The organism is Simiduia agarivorans SA1 = DSM 21679, assembly GCF_000305785.2.
Taxonomy (GTDB): domain Bacteria; phylum Pseudomonadota; class Gammaproteobacteria; order Pseudomonadales; family Cellvibrionaceae; genus Simiduia; species Simiduia agarivorans.
In genome coordinates this window covers 141,121-166,076 of record NC_018868.3, presented here as the reverse complement: position 1 = coordinate 166,076, position 24,956 = coordinate 141,121, and the positions used below count along the sequence as shown (strand labels likewise).

At 54.9% G+C, this 24,956-nt stretch carries 25 protein-coding genes and 1 pseudogene; 12 read left to right on the top strand and 14 right to left on the bottom strand.

The window, feature by feature from the left end:
- The first annotated feature begins 38 nt into the window (after positions 1-38).
- Positions 39-1,337, top strand: coding sequence for a polysaccharide lyase family 7 protein (locus tag M5M_RS20900; protein WP_016389134.1), 1,299 nt, complete (start codon positions 39-41; stop codon positions 1,335-1,337).
- 63 nt (positions 1,338-1,400) lie between these two features.
- Here M5M_RS20900 and M5M_RS00760 read toward each other — a convergent pair whose 3' ends face one another.
- Positions 1,401-1,892, bottom strand: coding sequence for a Spy/CpxP family protein refolding chaperone (locus M5M_RS00760; RefSeq protein WP_015045561.1), 492 nt, complete (start codon positions 1,890-1,892; stop codon positions 1,401-1,403).
- A 175-nt stretch (positions 1,893-2,067) separates the two neighbouring features.
- Here M5M_RS00760 and M5M_RS00755 point away from each other — a divergent pair, with 175 nt between their 5' ends.
- The 3 genes from M5M_RS00755 to M5M_RS00745 all read left to right on the top strand — a co-directional run bounded on the left by M5M_RS00755 (position 2,068) and on the right by M5M_RS00745 (position 4,936).
- The gene (locus M5M_RS00755; protein ID WP_015045560.1) at positions 2,068-2,757 is read left to right on the top strand and encodes a response regulator transcription factor; all 690 of its coding nucleotides are present in this window, start codon (positions 2,068-2,070) and stop codon (positions 2,755-2,757) included.
- Positions 2,754-4,142 carry an ATP-binding protein gene (locus M5M_RS00750; protein ID WP_015045559.1) on the top strand — a complete coding sequence of 463 codons (1,389 nt, stop codon included), beginning with the start codon at positions 2,754-2,756 and terminating at the stop codon, positions 4,140-4,142. Before M5M_RS00755 ends, M5M_RS00750 begins: the two co-directional genes overlap by 4 nt.
- A gap of 83 nt (positions 4,143-4,225) precedes the next feature.
- Positions 4,226-4,936: a diguanylate cyclase domain-containing protein gene (locus M5M_RS00745; RefSeq protein WP_015045558.1), complete on the top strand. Its 711-nt coding sequence runs from the start codon at positions 4,226-4,228 to the stop codon at positions 4,934-4,936.
- Here M5M_RS00745 and M5M_RS00740 read toward each other — a convergent pair.
- The 7 genes and pseudogenes from M5M_RS00740 to M5M_RS00710 all read right to left on the bottom strand — a co-directional run bounded on the left by M5M_RS00740 (position 4,923) and on the right by M5M_RS00710 (position 12,066).
- Positions 4,923-5,453, bottom strand: coding sequence for a YaeQ family protein (locus M5M_RS00740; RefSeq protein WP_015045557.1), 531 nt, complete (start codon positions 5,451-5,453; stop codon positions 4,923-4,925). The genes M5M_RS00745 and M5M_RS00740 overlap by 14 nt on opposite strands.
- A pseudogene (locus tag M5M_RS00735) lies at positions 5,453-7,685 on the bottom strand (YgiQ family radical SAM protein). The gene M5M_RS00740 and the pseudogene M5M_RS00735 overlap by 1 nt, the downstream one beginning before the upstream one ends.
- Before the next feature lie 6 nt (positions 7,686-7,691).
- Complete coding sequence (rluB, locus tag M5M_RS00730) at positions 7,692-8,585, bottom strand: 23S rRNA pseudouridine(2605) synthase RluB (RefSeq protein WP_015045554.1); 894 nt, start codon at positions 8,583-8,585, stop codon at positions 7,692-7,694.
- Positions 8,582-9,493: an SMC-Scp complex subunit ScpB gene (gene scpB / locus M5M_RS00725; protein ID WP_015045553.1), complete on the bottom strand. Its 912-nt coding sequence runs from the start codon at positions 9,491-9,493 to the stop codon at positions 8,582-8,584. The genes rluB and scpB overlap by 4 nt, the downstream gene beginning before the upstream one ends.
- 1 nt (position 9,494) lies before the next feature.
- Positions 9,495-10,454, bottom strand: a complete 960-nt coding sequence (locus tag M5M_RS00720; protein WP_015045552.1) for a segregation and condensation protein A — start codon at positions 10,452-10,454, stop codon at positions 9,495-9,497.
- Positions 10,455-10,539: 85 nt separating this feature from the next.
- The gene (locus tag M5M_RS00715) at positions 10,540-11,166 is read right to left on the bottom strand and encodes an L-threonylcarbamoyladenylate synthase (RefSeq protein ID WP_015045551.1); all 627 of its coding nucleotides are present in this window, start codon (positions 11,164-11,166) and stop codon (positions 10,540-10,542) included.
- A 9-nt stretch (positions 11,167-11,175) separates the two neighbouring features.
- On the bottom strand, positions 11,176-12,066 hold the full coding sequence (locus tag M5M_RS00710; protein ID WP_042454793.1) for a PHP domain-containing protein: 891 nt from the start codon (positions 12,064-12,066) through the stop codon (positions 11,176-11,178).
- Between the two features lie 58 nt (positions 12,067-12,124).
- Here M5M_RS00710 and M5M_RS00705 point away from each other — a divergent pair, with 58 nt between their 5' ends.
- The 6 genes from M5M_RS00705 to M5M_RS00680 all read left to right on the top strand — a co-directional run bounded on the left by M5M_RS00705 (position 12,125) and on the right by M5M_RS00680 (position 15,802).
- Positions 12,125-12,832, top strand: coding sequence for a VC0807 family protein (locus tag M5M_RS00705; protein ID WP_015045549.1), 708 nt, complete (start codon positions 12,125-12,127; stop codon positions 12,830-12,832).
- A gap of 24 nt (positions 12,833-12,856) precedes the next feature.
- Positions 12,857-13,156 (top strand): YciI family protein, encoded by a 300-nt coding sequence (locus tag M5M_RS00700; RefSeq protein ID WP_015045548.1) that lies wholly within the window; start codon positions 12,857-12,859, stop codon positions 13,154-13,156.
- A gap of 72 nt (positions 13,157-13,228) precedes the next feature.
- On the top strand, positions 13,229-13,915 hold the full coding sequence (locus tag M5M_RS00695; RefSeq protein ID WP_016389131.1) for a TIGR04211 family SH3 domain-containing protein: 687 nt from the start codon (positions 13,229-13,231) through the stop codon (positions 13,913-13,915).
- Positions 13,916-13,928: 13 nt separating this feature from the next.
- Positions 13,929-14,480, top strand: coding sequence for a peptidylprolyl isomerase (locus M5M_RS00690; protein WP_015045546.1), 552 nt, complete (start codon positions 13,929-13,931; stop codon positions 14,478-14,480).
- 29 nt (positions 14,481-14,509) lie between these two features.
- Complete coding sequence (locus M5M_RS00685; RefSeq protein WP_015045545.1) at positions 14,510-15,274, top strand: pyridoxine 5'-phosphate synthase; 765 nt, start codon at positions 14,510-14,512, stop codon at positions 15,272-15,274.
- A 108-nt stretch (positions 15,275-15,382) separates the two neighbouring features.
- Positions 15,383-15,802 carry a CBS domain-containing protein gene (locus M5M_RS00680; RefSeq protein WP_015045544.1) on the top strand — a complete coding sequence of 140 codons (420 nt, stop codon included), beginning with the start codon at positions 15,383-15,385 and terminating at the stop codon, positions 15,800-15,802.
- A gap of 51 nt (positions 15,803-15,853) precedes the next feature.
- On the opposite strand, the gene M5M_RS00675 is transcribed toward M5M_RS00680, so the two are convergent.
- Positions 15,854-16,660 carry an ankyrin repeat domain-containing protein gene (locus M5M_RS00675; protein ID WP_015045543.1) on the bottom strand — a complete coding sequence of 269 codons (807 nt, stop codon included), beginning with the start codon at positions 16,658-16,660 and terminating at the stop codon, positions 15,854-15,856.
- A gap of 9 nt (positions 16,661-16,669) precedes the next feature.
- Positions 16,670-18,055 carry an SEL1-like repeat protein gene (locus M5M_RS00670; RefSeq protein WP_016389130.1) on the bottom strand — a complete coding sequence of 462 codons (1,386 nt, stop codon included), beginning with the start codon at positions 18,053-18,055 and terminating at the stop codon, positions 16,670-16,672.
- A gap of 286 nt (positions 18,056-18,341) precedes the next feature.
- On the opposite strand from M5M_RS00670, the gene M5M_RS00665 reads away from it, so the two are divergent.
- Together M5M_RS00665 and M5M_RS00660 are read left to right on the top strand one after the other, a co-directional pair.
- Positions 18,342-19,247 carry a Rossmann-like and DUF2520 domain-containing protein gene (locus tag M5M_RS00665; RefSeq protein WP_015045541.1) on the top strand — a complete coding sequence of 302 codons (906 nt, stop codon included), beginning with the start codon at positions 18,342-18,344 and terminating at the stop codon, positions 19,245-19,247.
- Positions 19,240-20,016 (top strand): TrmH family RNA methyltransferase, encoded by a 777-nt coding sequence (locus tag M5M_RS00660; protein ID WP_029879799.1) that lies wholly within the window; start codon positions 19,240-19,242, stop codon positions 20,014-20,016. Before M5M_RS00665 ends, M5M_RS00660 begins: the two co-directional genes overlap by 8 nt.
- Here M5M_RS00660 and M5M_RS00655 read toward each other — a convergent pair.
- From M5M_RS00655 to M5M_RS00640, 4 genes are all read right to left on the bottom strand, one after another.
- Complete coding sequence (locus M5M_RS00655) at positions 19,963-22,059, bottom strand: transglutaminase TgpA family protein (RefSeq protein WP_081640074.1); 2,097 nt, start codon at positions 22,057-22,059, stop codon at positions 19,963-19,965. The genes M5M_RS00660 and M5M_RS00655 overlap by 54 nt on opposite strands.
- On the bottom strand, positions 22,016-22,990 hold the full coding sequence (locus M5M_RS00650; RefSeq protein ID WP_015045538.1) for a DUF58 domain-containing protein: 975 nt from the start codon (positions 22,988-22,990) through the stop codon (positions 22,016-22,018). The genes M5M_RS00655 and M5M_RS00650 overlap by 44 nt, the downstream gene beginning before the upstream one ends.
- A 61-nt stretch (positions 22,991-23,051) precedes the next feature.
- Positions 23,052-23,900 carry a hypothetical protein gene (locus M5M_RS00645; RefSeq protein WP_016389129.1) on the bottom strand — a complete coding sequence of 283 codons (849 nt, stop codon included), beginning with the start codon at positions 23,898-23,900 and terminating at the stop codon, positions 23,052-23,054.
- 140 nt (positions 23,901-24,040) lie between these two features.
- Positions 24,041-24,952: an AAA family ATPase gene (locus M5M_RS00640; RefSeq protein ID WP_015045536.1), complete on the bottom strand. Its 912-nt coding sequence runs from the start codon at positions 24,950-24,952 to the stop codon at positions 24,041-24,043.
- Between the last annotated feature and the right edge of the window lie 4 nt (positions 24,953-24,956).

Below are 24,956 nucleotides of genomic sequence, written 5' to 3'. Positions count from 1 at the left end.
GCAGCTGACCTGGCGGGTATAACCATGAGAACAACATAATGAAAATAACATTTCCAAGCGCAATGAAAGTAACAAAGTATCTCAGCCTCTTTGCCTTCACCGGTATGGCTTCCCTTGCGGGCGCAGCCACGTTTGTAATCGAAAAATACGGCACCGGCTACTCCATCGATGGCAATGGCGGCGCCATTGAAGGCCAGCAAATTTATTTGTGGCCGACTAATACCGGCAACGTAAACCAGAAATGGGTCCAGATTGACCAGGGCAACGGTTATTACTCTTATAAAAAAGAAGGCACAAACCTGTGCTGGGACGGCGGCAATGGCGGCGCCAAGCGCCAGGCTATCACATTGCAAACCTGCGACAACAACGACTACAACCAGCACTTTTCCAAAGTGAAAATCTATGCCGGCACCGAGGTTTACCGGGTCAAGAAACGTGGTGTGTCTTACTCAATCGATGGCAATAATGGCGCTGCCAAGCGCCAGATGATCTATCTGTGGAATTCTTCCGACAGCAATGTCAATCAGCACTGGGAGTACAAAAATGTCGCCGACAGTGGCACACCCGGTGGTGACACCGGCGGTGGCACTGGCGGCAATGCCGAAATCCCGTCAGACCTGATGCGCAATTGCAAACAGTGGAAGATTACCTACCCTACCGGCGCAGAAGATAAAACCCTGTGTGACGAATACAACAATGAATACTTCCACGTAAACGACAACAAAGACGGCATCGTGTTTTTCGCACCGATCAGAAACAGCAATGGCACCACGCCCAACTCCAGCTATATCCGCTCGGAACTGCGCGAACGCACAACGGATGGCAGTTCAGATATTTATTGGACCACCAGCGGCACACACGTTATCTATGTTAAACAGGCCATTACCCACCTGCCTATCGTAAAACCACACCTGGTTGCCACCCAGATCCACGGTGACAAGAGCGCCGGTATCGATGACGCCATGGTATTGCGGCTGGAAAACCAGCACCTGTTCCTGAGTTTTAATGGCGGCGTGCTGCGCAGCGATCACACCATCAAAACCAACTACAGTCTGGGTAAAGTACACGAGGTAATATTTGAAGTTATCAACGGCAAACACTATGTGTACTACAGCGAAGACGGCAAACTAGAAGCGGCGTACAAAGCCGGGAATGCCAGCGCCTATCTGGTGAAAGACGGTTCCAACAATTACGTGATGAACAAGAGCTACGATCAGGCCTACTTCAAGGTAGGAAACTATACCCAAAGCAACCCCGACAAGGAAGGCAGTCAGACCGGCAATGCCAATAACTACGGCGAAGTGGTTGTGTACGATTTTTGGGTCGAGCACAAGTAATACGGTACGAACCTAAAACAAGCCAATAAAAAACCCGGTCTGCAGACCGGGTTTCACTCACCATTACTCGGCGGATTTTTCCCGCTCCGCCATTTTTTCATGCCGCTGTTTCATTTTTGCTTCATGCTTTTGGTGGCGTTGCTCGATCAGTTCATCCATTTTGACTAGCTGCTCGGCGGTGAGAATCGCCCTGAACTCACGCATTTGTACTGCACGTTCAACCATCTTTTCACTCATCAACGCAGCCATCACATCGGCCTGGGCCTTAAGCTCCGCAACGCTTGCACCGGCCCGCTCCAACACTTTGAATTGCTTCATCTGCGCCTTCATCTGCTCGCGCGCCGCCTTGTGATCAGCGCGGTACTTGTCGCGCATTGCGCGCGCCTGCTCCTGCTGAGCCTCGGTCAGCTCAAGCTTTTTTATCATTTTTTCACCCAAGGCCGGCCCGTGCATGCCAAAGGGGTCACCTTTGGCCACCGCCACCGATGCCATCCCACCCAGCGCAACCAAAGTCGCCGCTACCACCCAACGTTTTACATTGCCTTGTACGTTCATAGGAACTCCTTCTAAGTGTCTGTTTTCAAACCACAGGGTTATCCTAGAACCAGACCGGGTAAACAAGGGCTGTGGGCAGGTTAAATACTGTTAAGAAGGGTTATTCATGGGATCGCAGGTTCACAAAGGTGTCGCTTTTTCGCCACAATAGCCTCAATTGCAGAGGACTCATACTATGAACCGTATTTTGCTGGTGGATGACGACCTGGAGCTGGCGGAGTTATTGAGGGACTACCTGGGCGCCGAAGGCTTCGCCGTGCACCACTGCCCCAATGGCGTTGCCGCTGTCGACTATCTGGCCCGCCACGTCACCGACCTGCTGGTGCTGGATGTGATGATGCCCGAAATGGACGGCATGACCCTGCTGAAAACCCTGCGCAATCAACAAGCCAACCAGACCCCTATCCTCATGTTGACTGCCAAGGGGGATCCGGTGGATCGCATCCTCGGGCTGGAATTGGGTGCAGATGACTATCTGGCTAAACCGTGTAATCCGCGCGAATTGCTGGCCCGGATCAAGGCGATTCTGCGTCGGACCCAGAGTGTCCCTGCCAGTGGCGGCAAGCTGGAGGTCAGCGGTATCCAGATAAACAAAGGCAACCGTACCGCACTGTTCCGCCAGACACCATTGGAGCTTACGGGCGCCGAGTTCACGGTACTTGAGCTGTTGATGGCCAAAGCCGGTGAAGTGATTTCCAAGGATGAACTCACTGAACAAGCTTTGGGCCGCAAGCTCACAGCCTACGACCGCTCCATCGATGTGCATGTGAGCAACATCCGCAAAAAGCTTCAGGCCACGGGCGCAGACAAAGATCTGATCATCAATATTCGTGGTGCCGGCTATATGCTCAAGGTTGATGCATGATCCGCTTATTCTGGAAAATTTTTATTGGTTTCTGGCTTGCCACCATTGTGATTCTGGCCGGCACCGCGTGGGTGATGCACGAACTCGAACCCAGCAACTTCCCCCGGCCTCCACGCGCCCCCCTGTTCAGCAAAGACCCCGAGGCCATGCGGCTACTCCACTTTGCAACCCGCGACGCAGTCAACGCCACCGAAAGGGAATTCACCGAGCGCATCCGCACCCTGCCGCACTGGGCCAGACGCAATGTGTTTGTACTGGATTCCCAGGGCTTTGAAATATTTGACCGCGAATTGCCTAGCCCGGTGGCAGACCTGATGCGGAAATTGGACCTGGACCGGCCTTTCAAAAAGCTCGAGCGCAAAAACCGCACCTATTACGGCCGCCTGATACAACTTGAGGACGGCCAGTACGTGCGCATGGTGGTCGCGGCACATGACGGCCAGCGCAACATGCTTCTGCAAATGTTTTTGCTGAATCTTTGGCCGGTTTTACTGATGGCGGTGCTGGTGAGCGGCTCGGTGTGCTATCTGATGGCCCGCTACCTCACGCGTCCGGTCGAAGCACTGAAGCAAGCCACACGACGCGTCGCCGCCGGGGATTTCGATTATCGCGTGTCGCCGCAAATGCCGCGGGGTAAGGATGAAATGAGCAGTCTGGCTATCGATTTTGACCTGATGACGGAGCAACTGCAATCGGCACGCGCCGCCCAAGACAGATTGATCAAGGATGTCTCCCATGAATTGCGCTCGCCGCTGATGCGCCTTCAATTCGCGCTGGGCCTTGCCCAGCAACACGCAGGAGAGGCAGCTAACGACCATATCAACAAGGCTCGTCAGGCCGCGGATTACCTGAACAACATCATTTCCGATATTTTGTCGCTACCGGTGAATCCAACCGACGAATGGCCGCGCGACGATGTGGTGGACCTGGTGCCGCTGCTGTCGGGACTGATGGAAGAGTTTATGCCGCAAGCATCCGCCAAAACGATTCAACTGACCTTTGATCATGGCAGCTTTAAAGAAGCGCTGGTGGATACCCGCAGCAATACGCTGGTGGGCGTTTTCGATAACATCCTCACCAATGCAATTCGCCACACACCCAAGGGTGGGCGCATCCACATAGACCTGCAAGAACAAAAAAACCAATGGCAGATCACGCTGGAAGATTCGGGGCCAGGCGTGGCGGATTCGGAACTCGATAAACTGTTCACCCCCTTCTTCCGCACAGATGAGGCGCGCGACCGGATGAGTGGCGGGGTCGGTCTTGGCCTGAGCATTGCGAGGCGTACGGTTGAGCTGCATGACGGCGCGATCAGCGCGCACCGGGCCAAACTGGGCGGGCTCGCCCTGCGTATTTGCCTGCCCAGATCCCGGGTGCCGGATTGAACAAAAAAAGACCATTACAGAGCTGAGCAGGTGCTTTACACTGGTAGACTGCAAACCAAGACCAGAAGAAGCCCTGTAACACCTTGATTGACCAGCTTAAAAAAAACCTGCGCCGGCGCGCCATAGGCGACTCTCTGCTACTCGCCGGCCTGTCTGTTTGCACCTTTCTGGTATTTGCCAGCCTGGATGTTTTTGAGTTACTCCACCTGACACTGGAAGAGCTGGAGCTTTACGAGTTAGACGAAGTGCTGTCGGCCTCGCTGGTGATCGCGTTGTTGTTCGCGGGCTTTTCCTGGCGCCGCTGGCAGGATGTCCGTCGATTGCAACGTTATTGCGAAGAGCTCTCCATGATCGACCCGGCCACCGAGCTGCCCAATCGGCGCGCCATCGAAAGACTGCTGTCCCACCCGGCACAACACCAGGATGAACTGCCGTTGAGTTTAATTCTGGTCAATCTGAGCGGAATGGAAGCCCTGCAACAACGCTACGGCGCCCAGGTGGCAGAGCAAACCTTGTTGCGTTACCTGTACCAATGCGCGCATGTGCTCAATGACCGGCAACTGCTGAGCATATACGGGATGAACCAGTTATTGATTTACAGCCCGGGTACCGACGAGGCAGCGGCCGATCAACTGGCCAGAAAGTTGGAACACACTGAAATCCACTCTCCGATTGTGCAAGGCCTGTTGACGTATCAGGCGGTCGCTTTGTGCCTGGCTCAAAACAAAGACTTCACCGGCGCACTGGAACATCTGGAAGATAAACTGTACCAGCGGCTATTCACAGCGTCTTAAGCTGAAGCTGATATTGCGCAGCCCCGGTATCAACAAACAACTCACCCCCGGCCACACTCACGCTCCAGTGCATGGTGCGCTCCACGGCGCCAGCGAGCGCCGTGACCTGGGCCCAATCAAACTGCGCAATGGCCAGTTTATCTGAGCGGGCAATGTGTTTTTGTTCTAACGACCACCAGGTATCTGCCGTTTTTCCGAACGGATAGAGCAACACCTTTGCCGCCCTGCCCTGCGCTTTTTTCAGGCGCTCGGGTTTGGGTTGCCCGACTTCAATCCACATTGCAATCTGGCCATCCAGGGTTTGTTGCCACAGGTCGGGCTCATCATCGGTTGAAAGCCCTTTGGTAAACGCCAGATCCTCGTGCGCATTCAGCGCAAACGCCAGAATGCGAACCGCCATGCGCTCGAGGGTTTCCGACGGATGCTGGGCCAAGGTGAGATTGTAGCTCTGGTAATGATGGCGATCGCTGTCTGCCACATCCAGTTGCAACTTATAGATGGTGGGTTTCAGGGCCATTAACGCCGGGGTCCTTTACGTTTCCCGCCGGCCGGCTTGCCGCCCCGGGGGCTGCGGGCAGGTATTTTGTCAAATTTATTTGCGCTGGCTTTCTGACGTGCTCCGCCCTGCACAAACGGCTTACGCCCTTTGGTTTGCTCAGCGGGAATCAATTTGTCGATCAGATTAGCTTTGTTCATGCGCACTAACGATTCGCGCAGAAAGCCCCAGTTGTCCGGATCGTGGTAGCGCAACAGCGCCTTGTGCAAGCGGCGCTGATCCTTATCTTTGGGAATGGTGATTTTATCGCCTTTGTAGCGCAATTTTTTTCAGCGGATTGCGCCCGGAATAATACATGGCCGTGGCCAGCGACATGGGCGACGGATAAAACGTCTGCACCTGATCCACTTCAAAATTATTCTGCTTTAACCACAGCGCAAGATTGAGCATATCCTCGTCTTCAGTGCCGGGGTGAGCGGCAATAAAGTACGGCACCAGATACTGGGTCTTGCCCGCCTCTTTTGAGTACTTATCAAACATTTTCTTGAATGCCTGATAACTGCTCATTTTCGGCTTCATCATCATCGACAGCGGCCGCTCTTCCGTGTGTTCGGGTGCGATTTTCAGCATGCCGCCCACGTGATGGGTGACCAGTTCCTTGACGTACTCCGGGTCCAGCACCGCCAGATCGTAACGCAGCCCGGAGGCAATACTGATGCGATTCACCCCCGGGATTGCGCGCGCTTTGCGGTAGAGCTCGGTGGTGTGCTTATGACTGGTGATCAGGTTTTTGCACACTGTCGGGTAAACACAGCTCAACCGGCGACAGCTGGCGAGAATTTTTTCTGATTTGCATTCCAGCCGGTACATATTGGCTGTGGGGCCACCCAGATCCGATACATGGCCGGTAAAGCCCGGCACCTTGTCGCGCATATCTTCAATTTCGCGCAGGATGCTGGCTTCGGAACGGCTTTGGATAATGCGGCCTTCGTGTTCGGTAATCGAGCAGAAAGTACAACCGCCAAAGCACCCGCGCATGATATTGACCGAGGTTTTGATCATGTCATAGGCGGGAATTTTTGCCTTGCCATAGCTGGGGTGTGGCACCCGCGCATAGGGCAGATCAAATACGCCGTCGATCTCTTCCGTACTCAACGGCATGGCCGGCGGATTAATCCACACTTCCCGGTTACCGTGCTTCTGAATCAATGCACGCGCATTGTAGGGATTGGATTCCTGGTGCAATACACGCGACGCATGGGCGTAGAGTACCGGGTCATTGCGGACCTTTTCAAAACTGGGCAAGCGGATATAGGTATTCTCATCTTTCACCGAACGCCCGGCTAAGGGCATGGGAATGATGCGCACCGGTTGCACGTCATCTTGCGAAGCCAACACATTTTGCTGGCAGGCGGGCGCCGTGTTCATCACAGCCCCCGATAACTCGCCCGCTTTTTTCCCGGCCTGGGTGTCGTTGCTGTCGTCGCCACTTTGATAATCGTAGGGGTTGGGCAGCTGATCAATATGCCCGGGCCAATCGATACGCGAGGAATCAATTTCGGTCCAGCCACCGGGGGGCGATCTGCGCACCACCGCCGTGCCGCGCAGATGGCTTAACTGATCAATGGTTTTGCCGGCCGCCAGGCCATGGGCAATGTCTGCGATCGCGCGCTCGGCATTGCCGTACAATAAAATATCCGCCGTGGCATCCACCAACACCGAACGGCGCACCTGATCGCTCCAGTAGTCGTACTGGGCAATGCGACGCAGGCTGGCTTCAATACCCCCCAAGACCACCGGCACATCGCTGTAGGCTTCCTTGCAGCGCTGGGAATACACCAGCACGGCACGGTCTGGCCGCTTGCCGCCCACCCCGCCAGGCGTGTAGGCGTCGTCATTGCGGACTTTTTTATCGGCGGTGTAACGGTTGATCATGGAATCCATATTGCCCGCACTGACACCAAAAAACAGGTTGGGTTTACCGAGCTCACGGAACGGATCAACTCGGGTCCAGTCAGGTTGGCAAATCAGGCCCACGCGGAAGCCCTGGCTTTCCAGAAAGCGGCCAATCACCGCCATGCCAAAACTGGGATGATCCACATAGGCATCGCCGCACACGATGATAATGTCGCAGCTGTCCCAGCCCAATTGATCCATCTCGGCCCGGGACATGGGTAAAAATGGCGCCGGGCCGTAACACTCGGCCCAGAAGCGGGGGTATGAAAACAGACCAGCCGGTTGCGTCGGATAGATCACAGCTTACTCCGGGCGCGCCTTCTTCAATTGCCGCGCTTGCGGTTTACGACCGGGGGATTTACGCAGTTTTCGTTCGTGGCGCTCGCGGGTTTCCTTGTGCTCCACGGTTTCCCGCTGACGTTTGTGCTTGATGCCAGCGGTATCGCACAAATCTTTGATTTCTTTGTCGTTCAGCTCAATCCACTGCCCCACACGCACGTGCGAGGGAATAAAGCAGTTACCATAGCGCACCCGCTTCAGGCGGCTGACACGCACTCCCTGGGATTCCCACAGGCGCCGTACTTCGCGGTTGCGGCCTTCCATTACCACACAATAAAACCAGCGGTTACGACCTTCACCGGCACCGTCTACGATATCGGTGAACTTTGCCACGCCATCTTCCAGCAGCACGCCATCGAGCAGGCGCTGACGCATATCGTCATCCACTTCGCCCTGAATCCGTACCAGGTATTCGCGATCGATCACCGAGGACGGGTGCATCAGCTTATTGGCCAGCTCGCCGTCGTTGGTGAACAGCAACAACCCACTGGTATTGAAATCCAGCCGACCCACGGATATCCAGCGTTCCCCGCGCAGCGGCGGCAACCGATCGTACACGGTACGGCGACCTTCGGGGTCGGAGCGGGAGCAGATTTCACCTTCCGGCTTGTTGTAGAGCAGCACGCGCCGGGTCACCTGACCATCGGATGTGGTTACGGGCTTGCCATCGACCCGGATGCGCGCATCGGCCTGCACCCGGTCGCCCAGTGTTGCCACTTTGCCATCCACCTCTACGCGGCCAGCCTCGATCATCCGCTCCATTTCACGGCGAGAGCCAACGCCCGCGCGTGCGAGTACTTTTTGCAATTTTTCGCCACTGTCCGTGTGCAGCGTTTTTGGTTCGGACGGGTTACTCATGATTGTGGCGTCTGCTCTGATTCGGTGTGTTCAACGGGGTTGTCGTGCCCGGTACTTTCTATTGATGTTTCTGCTTCTGCTTCTGCTTCTGCTTCTGCTTCTGCTTCTGCTTCTGCTTCTGCTTCTGCTTCTGCTTCTGCTTCTGCTTCTGCTTCTGCTTCTGCTTCTGCTTCTGCTGATTCAGTGTTGCCTTCAGCGGCGGCCTCTGCAACTTCGGTTTGCGCTTCTTCTATGCCATCGCGCTCTTCCGCTTCAGCCAGCGCTTCTTTTTCAGAGTCGTCCAGATCCAGCGATTGATTCAATTCTTCAAAATCGCGCAATTCCGACAAAGACGGCAAATCCTCCAGGCTTTTCAGATTGAAATAATCCAGAAATTGCCGGGTGGTGGCATACAGGCTCGGGCGGCCGGGCACATCGCGATGCCCTACCACTTTTACCCATTCGCGCTCGGTCAGGGTCTTGATAATGTGCGAGCTGACGGCCACGCCACGGATTTCTTCTATGTCACCCCGGGTAATGGGTTGACGGTAGGCAATCAATGCCAATGTTTCCAATAACGCGCGCGAATATTTTTGCGGTTTCTCTTCCCATAAGCGGTTCACCCAGGGAGCAGTTTCGGCGCGCACCTGAAAGCGCCAACCGCTACCCACTTCCACCAGTTCAAAACCACGGCCGTCACAATCGGCGGCGATATCTTCGAGCATCGCCTGCACCAGGTCTTTGGCCGGCGGCTCGCGGTCTTCGTCAACGGCAAAAAGTTCTAACAATTTGGCCACGGTCATGGGTTGACCGGCAGCCAATAAAGCGCCTTCAATGACCTTGCGCACCATGGCATCGTCCAGCGGTGCCACTGCGGTCTCGACGACTTCTTCTGTTTCCGCTTCGGGGGTTTCAACAACGTCTGTCATGTTATTGGGTTCTCACTCGCACGTGGATGGCGGCAAAATTTTCGTTCTGCACTATCTCCACCAGGGATTCTTTGATCAATTCCAGCACGGCCATAAAAGTCACCACCACGCCCAGTCGCCCTTCTTCCACTTTAAAAAGTTTGACGAATGGCATGAACTGTTTATGGCTGAGCATATCCAGCACCTGGCCCATGCGTTCACGCGTGGTGAGTTTTTCTTTGGTCACGTGATGACTTTCGAACATGTCGGCCCGGCGCAATACTTCGGACAGCGCCAACAACAATTCTTTCAGATCCACATCGGGCTCGGGCCGGGTCAGATTGCGGTCCGGCGCCTGTGCGCTGGCGTGGAATATATCGCGGCCAACGCGCGGGATTTCGTCCAGATCTTCGGCCGCCTGTTTGAAGCGTTCGTACTCCTGCAAGCGACGGATCAACTGGGCCCTTGGGTCTTCCTCTTCCTCTTCACCCTCGTTGGACCGCGGCAGCAACATGCGCGATTTGATTTCCGCCAGCATCGCCGCCATCACCAGGTATTCGGCCGCCAGCTCAAACTGCATGGCGCTCATCATTTCCACGTAAGCCATGTACTGGCGGGTGATTTCGGCCACGTTGATTTCCAGAATATCCAGATTCTGGCGGCGGATCAGATACAGCAGCAAATCCAGCGGACCTTCAAAAGCCTCCAGAATCACTTCCAGCGCATCTGGCGGAATGTAGAGGTCTTTGGGCAGATCGGTAAAAGCTTTGCCCTGCACGATGGCAAACGGCATTTCCGCCTGATCGGGATGCCCGACCGGCTCCTGGGAATCCGGGTTTTCATCGGTATGGGGGTCAGGCTCTGCGCCTTCGCCGACTAAGGCGGCACCTTCGGCAACCTCATCGCTGACCCCGTTCGGGTCGGCAGGCTCACCCGCGGTCGCGGGGTCCAACAGGGTCAGGTTTTCGGGATCTTGGCTCACGGGGTGACATCTCTCAGCACGGGTTGCTCTCTCAGCAGGCTAAAACGGGGCATTATAGCCCCGTTTGTCCGCGACCTGCCAGCACTCAAGCGGGCTCGAACGGGCTGAAATCGCCCAGTCCCTGCCGCACCAATGTGGGCAAATCGCCGGTCAGATCCACCACTGTGGTAGCCTCCATGCCGCAATAACCGCCGTCGATGACCAGATCCAGCTGGTGCTGAAGGGTATCGCGGATGTCGTAGGGATCGGTCATGGGGTATTCCTCACCCGGCATCTGCAAAGTCACGCTCATCAAGGGCTCGCCCAACTGGCTGAGAATCTCGCGCACAATGTTGTTGTCGGGCACCCGAATACCAATGGTTTTGCGCTTGGGGTGCTGGAGCCGGCGAGGCACCTCGCTGGTGGCCTCCAGAATAAAAGTGTAAGGCCCAGGGGTCTGGTGTTTGAGCATCCGGTATACCTGATTATCGACCTTGGCGTAGGTGGCCAGCTCTGATAAGTCCCTGCATACCAACGTGAAGTTGTGGTTTTTATCGAGTTGACGTAAAACCCGGATGCGCTCAACCGCGTTTTTATCGCCAATATGACAGCCCAGCGCGTAGGCGCTGTCGGTGGGAAAGGCCACCAGGCCGCCCTTGCTGATGATCTCGGCTGCCTGCACCACCAGCCGGTGTTGCGGGTTTTCAGGATGTATCTGGAAAAACTGGGCCACCTGGCCTCCTTATACTTGGTTATTCTCGGCTCGGGCGCCCTGCACCCAGGGCGCCAATTCGGCCAATTGCCACACGGGCGTAATGCCCGCCGGCAGCTCACCGGCGCACCCCAAGGCCTGCCATCCCTGCTCCGGCACATGAAAATCACTGCCCAGAGAACCTGCCAGGCCTGCCGCCTGTGCCAGCTGGAGCATATCACGGGTGTCGGCTACAGCCTGTACCCCGCTGATCACTTCCACTGCCTGACCACCGGCATCGGCAAAGTCAGCCAGCAACTCCCTGAGCTTGGTGCGGGTGAGATTGTACTTCAGCGGGTGTGCCAGCACAGCCACGCCGCTGGCCTCATTCAGCCATGCCACCCCATCGACCAACTCCGGGAATGCCTGTTTGATATCGCCGGGTTTACCCGCGCCCAGATACTTCTTAAACGCCTGATTCAGGCTTTTGACTTTGCCCAATTCCACCAGTGCACGGGCAAAATGCGGCCGTCCGACCGAGCCGCCATCGGCCAGAGCCAGGGCGCGCTGGTAAATGGTGTTTTCATCACTCAGGCCTGCCCTGGCCAATGCCCGGGCAATGAGACCAGCGCGCTCGGCCCGCGCGGTTGCCATAGCAGCCAAGCGCACGCGCATGACGTCTGACGTGGGATCTATGCCAAGACCCACCACATGGACGCCTCGCCCGCGCCAGACACAGGACAGTTCCAACCCCGGAATCAGGGTGATACCTTCCTCCTGGGCACGGATGCGGGCGGCGGCGATTCCCTGCTGGGTATCGTGATCGGTCAACGCCAGAAACTGTACGCCCGCCCTGGCAGCACTCGACACCAGCGATTCTGGGCTTAAAATACCGTCGGACGCGGTTGAATGGGTATGCAAATCGTACAAAACTACCGCCATGAACCCTATACAAGGCCGGTTATCGGCCTGAACATCCCATTTTGCCACTGAGTAGCCAATGACCCAAGCGAAACCCACCGATTCAGCGCCGCAACGTGAAAACCTGCTGGTTAACCTGCTGTTCAACATTGTCATCCCCACGCTGATCCTGACCAAATTCAGTAATGAGCAATGGTTGGGTACCAAAATGGGGCTGGTGGTCGCGCTGCTGTTTCCTCTCGCCTATGGTGCACGGGACTACTTTAAGCGCGGCAAAGTCAATTTCATTTCTGTCCTTGGCACCTTCAGCGTTCTGCTCACGGGCGGCATCGGCCTGCTGGAGTTGGATCCCAAGTACATCGCGATTAAAGAAGCCGCCATTCCCGGCATCATTGGCCTCGCCACACTGTTTTCACTGCGCACGCGCTATCCATTGGTGCGCACCTTTCTGTACAACGACCAGGTACTGCAGGTGAATAAAGTGGACGCGGCGCTGGATCAATTCAACAATCATGCGGCTTTCGAAACCGTATTGAAAAACGCCACCTATATGCTGGCGGCGTCGTTTTTCCTGAGCTCATTCCTGAATTACGTCTTGGCCAAGTGGATCGTGGTCAGCCAGCCCGGCACCGAAGCTTTTAACGAAGAATTGGGTAAAATGACCGCCCTCAGCTACCCGGTGATTGCCTTGCCAGCGATGGTGATTATGATGTTCACCTTTTATTATTTGTTCAAAAACATCAAACAGCTTACCCATTTGGATATTGAAGATATCATGCACGGCTGATGCCGAGCCCACAAAGGAATTTCTATGTTTTACGCCATCATCAGTGAAGACGTCGCCAACTCCCTGCCGCTGCGCAAACAAGCAAGGCCCGCACACATTGCCCGCCTTGAAGCCCTGCGCGATCAGGGCCGATTACTGATAGCCGGCCCCTGCCCGGCAATCGACAGCGAAGATCCTGGTGAAGCCGGTTTCAGTGGCAGTCTGGTGGTTGCCGAATTTGACAGCCTGGCCGCCGCCCAGGCATGGGCAGATACCGACCCTTACATCACCGCCGGGGTCTATCAATCCGTCGTGGTTAAGCCCTATAAAAAAGTGTTGCCCTGAGGCCGGCATCACAGGCATTTTGCCACCGGCTGCTTTACAATGATCAAAATAAAAATTGCGCTAAGACATTTTATGAAACCATATCTCATTGCCTGCATCGCATTTGCCGTCTTTGCCACACTGGCATCCGGCGCCAACGCCCAAACCACCACCCGGTACGTTTCCGATGAGCTGTTCGTGCCATTGCGCAGCGGTCAGGGCAACCAATACCGCATTGTGCACCGTGGCTTGCCGTCGGGCACCGAGCTGAAATTCATTGAAGCCAGCGAAGACAACGAATGGTCGCTGGTGGAAATGCGCAACGGAGAGCAGGGCTGGATTCGCACACAGTATCTGCTGGACAAGCCCACCGCGGGCATCCAGCTGAAGTCTGCGCAAGCCGAGCTGGAAAAACTGCGCACCCAGTACGCCAATCTGCAGAACGACTACCGCGCACTGAGCGGCGACAAAAGTTCAGCATTGAACAATATTTCCAGCCTGTCAGAGCAACGCGACCAGCTGGAAAGAGAACTGAACGAACTCAAGCAGTTGTCCAGCGGTACGATTGAGCTCAACCAGCGCTATCAGGATTTACTGGAAAAACACCAGATGCTGCAAACGGAATCCGATATCGTAAAAGCCGACAACGAACGCCTGCGCAAAGAAAAAACCTACGACCAATGGATTTACGGTGCCAGCATTTTAGGTGCAGGCATGATTATCACCCTGATCATCCAGGGATTTGGTGGTCGTAAACGTCGGTCTGAATGGATTAACTGAGGAGACAATCACTGTGCGAAACCTTTTCGGCATCGGCCTGTTATTACTGAGTTCACTGGCTTTAGCGGGGAACCCGAAAGTCAAACTGGAAACCGATATGGGCACCATCGTGCTCGAAGTTTTTGAGGACAAGGCCCCGATCACGGCACAGAATTTCCTGGATTACGTGGATTCCGGCTTCTATGACGGCACTATTTTTCACCGGGTTATCCCCAACTTTGTGGTTCAGGGCGGCGGTTTCACATTTGACTTCCAACGCAAGGAAACCAAAGCCCCGATTAAAAACGAGTCCGACAATGGCCTGCTGAATAACTACGGTACCCTCTCCATGGCTCGTCTGTCCGACCCCAATAGCGCCACCAGCCAGTTCTTCATCAATGTGAATGTGCGCGGGAACCCTCACCTGGATCCGCAGAAAAATAAACCGGGTTACGCGGTATTTGCCAAAGTCGTCGAAGGTATCGACGTTGTCGACGCCATTACCCGCGAGCCACGCGGAAACATCAGAGCGTTTCCGGAAGCACCCAACGTGGCAATACGCATTTTGAAAGCGCGCAGGCTTTAAGCCTGCCCCGCAGTCCTAAAGGAATCGCCGTGAACACCGCCCTCAGCATCAATATCAACAAAATTGCCCTGATCCGTAATTCACGCGAAGGCAACTACCCCGATTTAATTGAATATGCGCGCCAATGCATTGATCTGGGAGCGGCGGGCATAACCGTACACCCGCGCCCCGACCAACGGCACATCCGCGCCAGCGATATCGCCCCGTTGGCAGCGCTATGCGAGCCACTGGTGAACGTAGAATTCAATATCGAAGGCAACCCGTTTGCCGATGCGCAAGGCAGTTACCCTGGCTTTATGGCGCTGGTAGAAGCCAGCAAACCCGACCAGGCCACGCTGGTACCTGACACCGACAGCCAGCTCACCTCGGACCACGGCTTCGACCTGTCAACCAGCGGCAAAACGCTCGAACCGATTATCCGGCGCCTGAAAGACCTGGGCGTTCGCGTCAGCCTGTTTATGGACCCCGATGCAGAGCAGATCCGGCGGGCAGCGGATATCGGCGCCGACCGCATTGAGTTATACACCGGCCCCTATGCCTGGGCACACAAGGCTAAGGATGGCTCGCTGGCGGAGGTGATCACCCGCTTTGCCGATGCAGCCGAGGTGGCAAAATCCGTTAACCTGGGGGTTAACGCCGGCCACGACCTCAATCTCGATAACTTGCCCGCGTTACGCAATGCCATTCCACACCTGCTCGAAGTATCCATCGGCCACGCATTTACCGTGGACTGCATCCAGATGGGCATTGCCGGCGCAATGAGCGCCTATCTGGATGCCTGCATCAAGTCGTGACCAGCCTACCATTATTAATCTGCAAATCAGCACTATAGCAAGTTGCTATAAGACAGCCCCCGGATTCTGTTCTAGGCTATGAAAAGGTCTCGGATACGGGGGAATACTATGAAATCCATTCTGGTAAAGGACTATATGAATCCACAACCGCTGGTGCTCAGCACCCGCGACAATGTGCGGGATGTGGTGGCGCGGTTGATTGACGCCAAAGTCACCGGCGCACCGGTGCTCGATGACAATGGCGCACTGGCAGGCTTTGTTTCGGAGCAGGACTGCATCCAGGAAATGCTCAACGAAGCCTTCTTCTGCGAAGAGGCGGTCAACGTGAGCAAGGTTATGCAAACCAACGTTCTGACGCTGACACCCGACACCAGTGTGGTGGAAGTTGCTCAAACCATGATGGGCAACAAACCCAAAAATTACCCCGTGATCCAACACGGCAAGCTGGTGGGACTGATTAACCGGCGCGACATACTGCGCGCCCTGCTGGAAAACGACGATGATTGCCATCTGAAAATCCCTGCCTAACCCAGGGCATAGACAGAAGCGGTTATAACAACCTAGATCACATAGCGTGTTCTATGACTTACAACTGCTTTCCAGAATGGACCTCAAATGCTCGTGACCCAGCTTTGCAATATAATCATAGGCGTCATCGCCTTGATAATCAGTTTGGTTACAATTTGAAAGCGCCGCAAACAGCTTTACGGCTTCGGGCTTATTCTCTGCAATACTCGTCATCAGCAAGGTTACCCCACTCTCGCTGAGACCGTGATTTCGGGGAAGATCATAAATAAACCGCATAACCAAGGGCAATCGATCATTTTTGATGTATGACATGATTGCTTTTGTCTTCATGTCTTCACGGATGGTTTTCTTAAGCTGAAATAAATCGCTGGGGCTACCGCTATCGGCCACATAATCTTCCCCAATGAACAGACTCTCGCTCCACCCCAGTTTCCGTTTTGTCACATCTGGCTCAATCAAACCGGCGACCCTACCACCGACAAACTCAGCTGCAAACTCCTGCCAAAGCTCCAAATAAGCTGCAGCCTTCAATCGGTAAACCGGCAGTTCAGTTTCAATATAGATTGCATGATAGGTGGCCATAGTGACATAAAGGGCAATTACCGTGAGGGCAGGCTGGTCGATATTCAGTTTCGCCAGAGGTTCGACAAGCGTTAGTGGTAGTCCGTAATCCCCCATTTCCACACTATCAAACACCAGTGTCTGAGAAGCATCTAACCAGACATCCAACTCAGCCTGCTCATCTGTTAGCGCCAGCGCAAACCCTTCAGCAACCTGCTGGCGTCGCACCTCAGAAAAATCTGCGACAACATCACTACAGAACATCGAAACAATAAAAACCAAGCTAAGCCTTAACACGACACCCCCTTATTCATCCATTTGCGCCAGTAGCTTAAGCGCTATTTCATCGCCCTTTTCAGCAGCTTTTTCGTACCAATAACGGGCTTTTTTAAAATTATTCTGCTCATAATAAATTCTGCCTACTGCCCTCTGACTTTTGACATTGCCCATATTGGCAGCAAATTCGTAATACTCCCTCGCAATATCGACATTCGGCACCACACCTTCTCCATTAAAATAGAAATAGCCCAGCATCCTGTAGGCATCGTCACTACCCAGCTTTGCCGCTAATTTGAAGTAGCGGATTTTCTTTTCATGATCCACACTGCCAACCTGAAAATCACCCTGATATAACAACCCAAGATTATAAGCTGCCGTTGAACTGCCTTTTTCCGCGGCTTTACCCCACCAATGGATCGCTTTTTCCGCACTGAGAAAACCAACTTCATTCGCGAAGATACTTCCCAACCGATTCATTGACCAATCAGAGGCATCTTTTTCCGCTGCCAACGTGTAGTATTTAATCGCATTCTTGATATTCTTCTTGGGCAGCATCTTGTGATAAATATGCCCTAAATTGGCCACATCAACACCACCAGCAGCCAGGTGCGCCTCAAATATTGCTATCGCCTTATTTAAATCCTTCTCTACGCCCTGCCCATTCATATAAAGCAACGCCAGATTGGAATGCATCATGGCGCCTTTTGAGTTAGCCATTTCATAGTTCTTTCTGGCTTTTTGATAATCTTGGCGTACCCCCCTTCCAAAATCGTAAACCAAACCAAGATTGACATAACCATAAACATTGTCTTGTGCAGCAGAGCGGGAAAAATAATCGAATGCAATCTCATTTTTTCCAAGATCACGGTAGTAGGTTCCCATTAAGGACAAGGCATAACCATCATTGGCATCCACACCGGGCTTGAGAATCTTATCGATACCATCGTAGTCTTTTTTCTTCAACAGTGCCCTTACATACAAGGTTCTGACATCGATATTATCGGGAAATTGTTCAAGCGCCATCTGACAAAAATACAAGCTTTCAACAACGTCTAATTTTGAGAACTCAACAGGATCGTAATCTGGGAACTGGCCCAGCATGGCGCCACTTTTGTAGCATTTGGCGAGATCCGCCGAACCGTCACTATCAGGCCCCGCAACTTCAGTTAAGTTGGAATCAGCTTGCCCACGGGCCCGAAGCTCAGCCAGCGCATCAAGCTCTTTTTGCGCCAAAGCTTTGAACAAGGGACAACTAGAATACTGTTGAAGATAACCTTTAAGAAGCGATTCAGAACCACTCTCTGCAACAACAGACCACATATCCTTGGCATCACTGCATACATCAGCCGCCCACAATTTTACTCCCACTAAGGAACTGCTAAAAATTGCTGCCAATAGAATAAATCGTCTCATAAACCGTTCCACCCAGAACCTCCCAAATACCCGCGTGTCAGCATGCTTCATGCACACGCTTTTGAGACTTCACCAAGAATAATCAACCAAAGTGGCAAGCATATCAAACAAACGTACAACTATTAACAAGAAGCTTTCGCTTTCGGCACTTTTCTGTCATTTTGACTATGGCTGCTTTAGTCCACTCTGGCTTCGCATCAATCTGTTCTTACTGCCTACCGGCAATACCAATAAGCCTTAACACACAGAACGAATTGATGTTCAATAGTGGTTTTTGGATCGCCGAATGATCACCACATTAAATCTGCTAGGCGCAGGCAAACTGGGCCGGACACTGGCTGCAGTGTGGGCCCGGCAAAATATCCTTTCCATCCAACAGGTATTCGCGCGCAACCCGCCGCACGACGCCGTTGCGTTCATCGGTACCGGCGAGGCCTGCACCCTCAATCAGCAAGCGCGTGGTGCGGATTTCTGGCTACTCGCCTGTCCGGACGACCAGATCCCACAGGCTGTGCAGTGGCTTGCGCAACGGCAGATCATTGAGCCCGGCAATCTGGTGTTTCACTGCTCCGGCAGTCTGAACAGCAGAGTATTGTCGCCACTTACGACCCAAGGTGCTCAACTGGCCAGCGTACACCCGGCGCATTCATTTGCGGATCCGGCAAAATCCCTTGGCACTTTTGCCGGCAGCCTGTGTTGCGCGGAAGGCGATACCGAAGCATTGGCACAGCTTGAGCCCCTGTTCAGCGCCATTGGCGGTCAGTGGCAGACGCTGGATGCAGACCGTAAACCGCTCTACCACGCAGCCACGGTGGCCGCCAGTAACTATCTGGTGACGACCCTGCACTATGCCAAAACACTGGCCGCGAATGCTGGCCTGGATGAGGCCCATACCCGCGCACTGTTAACGCCGCTGGCGACGCAGGCCCTGGACAACGTATTGACCATGCCTTCAACAGCGGCGCTGACAGGGCCCATCAGCCGGGCGGACGCGGCAACACTGCAAAGTCACTGGCAGGCTTTGGCACAGGACAAGCCCGCGCAGGCGCTGTATCATGCGCTGGCGCGCGCCACGCTGGCATTGGCGCAACAGCAACCTGCCGCCAATACCGCTGCACTGGCCGCCATCGATGCGTTACTGGACCAATGGCAACCAACCCTTTCAGACATTACATCAAACCATCATGAATAAAATCGAGGACTCCGCCGCCTACCGGGCACGCAAACAATTTTTTGACGGCCTGCTTACGATCTATGGCCGCAAACCGGTGCTGGAGGCGCTCGAGCAACCCGGTGTGAAAATTCATCGCCTGCACCTGGCAGACAGTAACAAGCCAGCCGGCATACTCGATCAGATCGAAGGTATCGCCCGAGATCAAAATGCAGAAGTACTGCACCACAGTCGCCAGGCACTGTCGCGTATTTCAAAGAATGCAAAACAGGACCAAGGCGTTGCGGCCGACCTGCGCCTGCAGCAGTACCAAACCCTGGATGACTTTCTGGCAAACCAACCGGCGCAATTTGAGTTACTCGCGGTGGACGGCATCACCAACCCGCAAAACCTGGGTATGATTCTGCGCTCGGTGGCCGCCAGTGGTATCGCGGGCGTATTACTGCCAAGCCAGGGCTGCGCGCAAATTGATCCATTGGTGATTAAAGCCAGTGCGGGCGCCCTGTTCCGCTGCCCGATAATCCGCTGCGAAAAACTCGTGGACGCGCTGCGCACGTTGCAACAAACGGGGTCCCGCATAGGCACTCTGTCTTCGCATGCACAACACACACTCGGCGAACTGCCGCCTCAATCCAAATGCGTGTTTGTGTTAGGCAACGAAACTCACGGGGTATCGGAGCAGGTTCAGCAACTGAGCGATTTTGGTGTTCGCATTCCCATGCACAACGGGGTGGAATCACTCAATGTGGCGATTACTGCCAGTTTGATCGCGTTTCGCCACGCCCTGTGATTTGCTGAAACGCGCCACCCACTGGCGCAATAGTTGCTCGGCACGTACATCTTCTGCCCCTGCGCCGTACAGTCGATGATCAAAAACGCGCGCCAGATTCAGGCATTCCTGCTCCCGTTCAGGCATTGCCTGTGCCAGGCGACGGAAAAAATCACCCAGGGTTTCACCCGGTCGGCGCTGCAATTCCGGCCCGAGGCCCTTGGTTACCTGGCGCATCAGGCGTCTGATCATCGGTTCCGGAGCGGGCCGGCCGGACCACATCATCCACACCGCGACCAGAATGACCGGCCCCAGCACTAACGCCAGAAAGACCAACGCCAATTGCAGCGGATCCCGGCCGCCAAGCCATTGATCAAGCAGACCTTGCTGGGCATCTCGATCAAACCCGGCTACCCGGCTTTGCCACAAATAGTTCACATAATCCCACTGCAACCGCAGCTGGTTGAGCGTTGCAATGTAACTGAACCGCATCAGCGACATGGGCTCGCCCAGCAAGGCCTGTTGCTCGCGCATGGAATCACGTAGCCCCATCCGGATGCGTTCCGGTGCCACAAAGGCGGTTGGGTCAATCCGCCGCCATTGACCATCAATCCACAATTCAGCCCAGGCGTGCGCATCCATCTGATGCACCAACAGATACTGCCCGTCCACACTCAGCTCGCCGCCCTGATAGCCGGTAACCACCCGCGCGGGAATCCCGGCTGCCCGGGCCATCACCACAAAACTACTGGCGAAATGCTCACAAAACCCTTGTTGTGTGGTGAACAGAAATTCATCCACACTGTCCCGTCCTAAACCGGGTGGTTGCAGGGTATAGACAAATCGGCTGGCAACCCATTGACGAAATTTTTCGACAAAAAAATCCGCGCTGTCGCGCTCCGCCATCCAGGATTTTGCCAGCGCCAGCGTGCGTGGATTATAGCCCTCCGGCAAGGCCAGATAGCGCCGTTGGACAAACGCATGCAATGTCGATTGGGGCATAGGCAGATCGGCGCTGGTAACCGACAGCGCCGTGCGCTCACGCATAGGCTTGAGGGTAAACAGCGTGTGATCTCGGGTAATACCCCAGGCTTGCGACATACTCACTGTGACGGGTAACCCAAGCGTAAACAACCAGGATTGATGGGTTTCTTCCATCAACAGTTCGTACCGGTAAACCGGTACATTCTCGCCCATGAGCAGATTGCTCATGCGCCACGATGATGGTCGATCACGGAATAAATCCACCGCCCGCTCACCCGGCAGAAAATCGTAATCGTGCCGGCGCCAGGTTCGGCCATCAAACTCGCTCATCACCAATCCACGCCAGTAACGCGCTTCCGGCGGCGGCACATCGCCCTCAAAACTGACCCGGAATGCCAGCTTGCCGGACTGGGTTAAATCCACCACATCACCCGGCGCCATACTGTCGCTGATACCGGTGCGCGCCGCGTGTTGCTGACTGGGCATTGCCCAGAGCGGGGCCAGCCGGGGCATTAACATAAACAGTGCCAGCATGACCGGCAGCGCTTGTAACAACATCACCGCGCTGTGTCTGACAATGGCCTTGAACGAATTTCCGGCGCCACTGAATAGAAGCTGTTGTGCCACGAGCAGCGCCCAGATGCACAGTAACGCGTACAAGGAGGCCAATAATTGGGTGGAATACAGTAATTGTGCGGCGGTGACAAAATATCCCAGCATCACTACCAACAGGGCATCGCGCCGGTTGCGCATTTCCAGGCATTTCAGCACCAGTCCCGCAATCAGCAGTGCGGTCATGGGCTCAAGTCCCCGCAAATTGCCAAACGCGCGCCAAACCGCCAACCCACAAATGAGCACCAGCAGGGCCTTTATCCAGAACGACGGCAACGCCAACCGGCCCCGATAGATCTGCACCCGCCAGCCAAACACCAACGCCATGGCCAACCATAACCAACCGGGAGCATGCGGCCAGTGCGGCAAGCAGGCCGCCACCACCGCGCCGATCATCCACAGCAGACTGTTGCGGGGTATCTGGTCAATCAGCATGGCCGGCCCCCTCACCAAAGCGGGCAAGCGCATGTAAGCAGTTCTCCCGGTGACGGTCGCCCTGCCCCATGGCCGCCTGCCAGCCGGGCAGATTCAACGAGTAAGGCAGCCCCCGCCGATCGAGAAACAGTACCCAGTAGCACAGATAAGACAATCGCCGCTCCACATCCACACCGGCAAAAAAATCATAATCCAGCGCCTGGGCCTGGCCTTTCGGATCGGCAAAGGCTTTCACCTGCAACCCCTGCTCGCGCGCCAGATGCTTCCAGGAAATGCGATTGAGGGACATGCCCGGCTGGTAGCCTTTCAGGCCGATGAAGTCCTCGGCGCCATCCGCTTGGGCATGGTCATCAAGTTCACCGTCCGCACTCGCCCAGGGCGCCTGTTGGGTCTCGATCGGCGCGGGATAGACCAGTGCCCGACAACAGAGATCAAGCCAGGTCCAACACCGGATAATGCCGAGGGGGTAATAACTTTCGATCAGCAAACGTCCGGGCTGAACATAGCCCCGCCGGGTTGTAGGAAACCACAGCACCACCTCTTCAACCGGGTCGTACAGGCTCACTTCGGCATTGCCGCCCCCCGGCCAACTGACCTGCAGCATCAAGCCTTTAAGGGATTTGGGCTGGCGCTCGAAACGCAACCGGAAGGCAGCCCGATCACCGGCAAAAACCGGCGCGGCATCGAGAAAACTGACCTTGATGGACGCCAGGTTGTTATAAGAGTGCAATATGGCGATGACAAACAATGCGGTGAGCAAGAATGCCAGTAAAAGTATCAGGGTATTTTCAAAATTGGTGCCCAGCAGCCACAGCAGCAACAGGAGAACAATAAATGCCAAACCCGTCTTGCCCGGAAATACAAACAGATTGCGCTGACCCAGTTGAATCTGCGTCGCGCCTGCAATGCGTTTGTTAACCCAGCGACGAAACGCCTGCTGCCAGCGGGAAAGCCAATACTTCATGTAGCCATAGCCTGAGGGACTGAATCGCTACCCTACTGTACCGGCTGGTAAAAATGAAGCCTTATGGGTCGGTGAAGAACATGGCCTCGAAGCTGCCGTCTTCTGTCACCATATTGACCCCCACCATATCGCGGTACGCGGGCATCTGCTCCCCGATAAAAAAAGCCTTGGGCTGATGCGATACAACATTTTCCTTTTCTTGTTGCATTTTTGCGCAGGCATTTTTAACCACTATATCGGAAAAATGCTCGATGGCTTTTACCGGAATATAGGCCTGGTTTTGCTCCGTCCCTGTGAGCGCAGTGGATATTTTTTGCACTTGATCAGAACAGACCGCAAACCCGAAATGGAAACTGCTAGGCCCCGATACTTTTTGCAAAACCACGTAAGGCAAGCTTTGCTTGAGCTGGCCCTCCTTTTCAATCGCATTCACCGCCACCACCTGTTTACAGATGCGCTGCAGGCCCTTGATCAATTCGTTCAGACACAGTTGTACGCTTTCAGATTGCGGGATTTCGGTGAGAATTCGCTCACACAGTTTGCGCGTGAGTTTTTGCTTTTCAAGGTAGTCGAGCTCGAGCTCGCGAATATGTGTTTCGCTGAAATCACCCGATTCCACCAGCACCTGCGCCAATGAAACCTGAGTGGCTTTCTGCAGGATAATCAGGCGCTCGAGGTCATCCTGACTGAGCAATGCACGCTTGACCGCCAATTCACCCAGCATCATATCGGTAGTGCGCTGGGCATGATTGAGCTCACTTACCTCGGCCTGAGTGAGGTAGCCGCTATCAATAGCGAGCTGCCCCAAGGACCGGTTGCGCCGACGAACTTCATCGCTGGCTGCCTTCAATCGCTCAGGCGATATCACGTTGCGCTCTCGAAGGTATTGTCCGAACAGAGTTGCTGACATGCTACCTGACCTCCGACTGCTGCAAGCCACACACCGATGTATTAGGTATAGCCAAACGGGCCCACGGTGTCGACCGCGGGTTTGGCATATAAATCATCTTTTGGACGGTGAGAAGGTATAAGCCAGAAAGGCTCGGGGCTTCAGCCCAGCACATCCACGCTGTCGAGTGTGGAGCGGACCAGGCTTTCGCCCTGATGCTCGCCCGCGCCACGCACGCGATGGCCGGCTACATAAGGCATGAGCAGCTGGATATCCTCCGGCACCACATAGCGACGCTTGTGGATCAATGCCCAGGTGCGCGCCGCCCGCAGCAGCGACAGGGCACCGCGTGGTGAGAGGCCGTAACTGAACGCCGGATTATGGCGGGTATAATCTACCAGCCGTTGCAGATAGTCGAGCAAAGCATCCGAGGCCTGCACCTCTTCCACTTTGGTCTGAATCGCTTTCATCTGCGCGGGATTCAGGCAAGGCTTTAGACGGGTCAGCAACTTGCGGCTGTCTTCGCCACGATAGAGGGCCCGCTCGGCCTCTGCTGAGGGGTAGCCAAGACTGATACGCATCAGGAACCGGTCCAACTGGGATTCGGGCAATTGAAACGTACCGGCCTGGGACTGGGGATTCTGGGTCGCAATGACGAAAAATGGATCGGGCAAGGCGCGGGTCTCGCCCTCGGCCGTCACTTGCCCCTCTTCCATGGCTTCCAGCAACGCACTTTGGGTTTTTGGCGTAGACCGGTTGATCTCATCTGCCAGCAGCACCTGAGTGAACACGGGGCCGGGATGAAAAACGAACTCGCCTTTGCCCTGCTGGTACACGCTCACGCCCAGAATATCCCCAGGCAACAGATCGGAGGTAAACTGAACCCGCTGGTATTCCAGCCCCATCACCCGGGCCAGTGCATGAGCCAGGGTGGTTTTGCCCATGCCGGGCAAATCTTCTATCAGGAGATGGCCGCGGGCCAACATGCAGGTCACTGCCAGCTTGATCTGCTGCTCTTTGCCCAGCAATACACTGGCCACTTGCTCACAGGCAGCCGCAATGGGTTCTACCATGCCT

Bases quoted from the DNA above. Each gene is read 5' to 3' on its own strand.
- M5M_RS00755 (WP_015045560.1), top strand. From the start codon at position 2,068: ATGAACCGTATTTTGCTGGTGGATGACGACCTGGAGCTGGCGGAGTTA.
- M5M_RS00700 (WP_015045548.1), top strand. From the start codon at position 12,857: ATGTTTTACGCCATCATCAGTGAAGACGTCGCCAACTCCCTGCCGCTG.
- M5M_RS00750 (WP_015045559.1), top strand. From the start codon at position 2,754: ATGATCCGCTTATTCTGGAAAATTTTTATTGGTTTCTGGCTTGCCACC.
- M5M_RS00670 (WP_016389130.1), bottom strand. From the start codon at position 18,055: ATGAGACGATTTATTCTATTGGCAGCAATTTTTAGCAGTTCCTTAGTG.
- M5M_RS00760 (WP_015045561.1), bottom strand. From the start codon at position 1,892: ATGAACGTACAAGGCAATGTAAAACGTTGGGTGGTAGCGGCGACTTTG.
- M5M_RS00710 (WP_042454793.1), bottom strand. From the start codon at position 12,066: ATGGCGGTAGTTTTGTACGATTTGCATACCCATTCAACCGCGTCCGAC.
- rluB (WP_015045554.1), bottom strand. From the start codon at position 8,585: ATGAGTAACCCGTCCGAACCAAAAACGCTGCACACGGACAGTGGCGAA.
- M5M_RS00665 (WP_015045541.1), top strand. From the start codon at position 18,342: ATGATCACCACATTAAATCTGCTAGGCGCAGGCAAACTGGGCCGGACA.
- M5M_RS20900 (WP_016389134.1), top strand. From the start codon at position 39: ATGAAAATAACATTTCCAAGCGCAATGAAAGTAACAAAGTATCTCAGC.
- M5M_RS00680 (WP_015045544.1), top strand. From the start codon at position 15,383: ATGAAATCCATTCTGGTAAAGGACTATATGAATCCACAACCGCTGGTG.
- scpB (WP_015045553.1), bottom strand. From the start codon at position 9,493: ATGACAGACGTTGTTGAAACCCCCGAAGCGGAAACAGAAGAAGTCGTC.
- M5M_RS00655 (WP_081640074.1), bottom strand. From the start codon at position 22,059: ATGCGCTTGCCCGCTTTGGTGAGGGGGCCGGCCATGCTGATTGACCAG.
- M5M_RS00695 (WP_016389131.1), top strand. From the start codon at position 13,229: ATGAAACCATATCTCATTGCCTGCATCGCATTTGCCGTCTTTGCCACA.
- M5M_RS00660 (WP_029879799.1), top strand. From the start codon at position 19,240: ATGAATAAAATCGAGGACTCCGCCGCCTACCGGGCACGCAAACAATTT.
- M5M_RS00740 (WP_015045557.1), bottom strand. From the start codon at position 5,453: ATGGCCCTGAAACCCACCATCTATAAGTTGCAACTGGATGTGGCAGAC.
- M5M_RS00705 (WP_015045549.1), top strand. From the start codon at position 12,125: ATGACCCAAGCGAAACCCACCGATTCAGCGCCGCAACGTGAAAACCTG.
- M5M_RS00640 (WP_015045536.1), bottom strand. From the start codon at position 24,952: ATGGTAGAACCCATTGCGGCTGCCTGTGAGCAAGTGGCCAGTGTATTG.
- M5M_RS00650 (WP_015045538.1), bottom strand. From the start codon at position 22,990: ATGAAGTATTGGCTTTCCCGCTGGCAGCAGGCGTTTCGTCGCTGGGTT.
- M5M_RS00645 (WP_016389129.1), bottom strand. From the start codon at position 23,900: ATGTCAGCAACTCTGTTCGGACAATACCTTCGAGAGCGCAACGTGATA.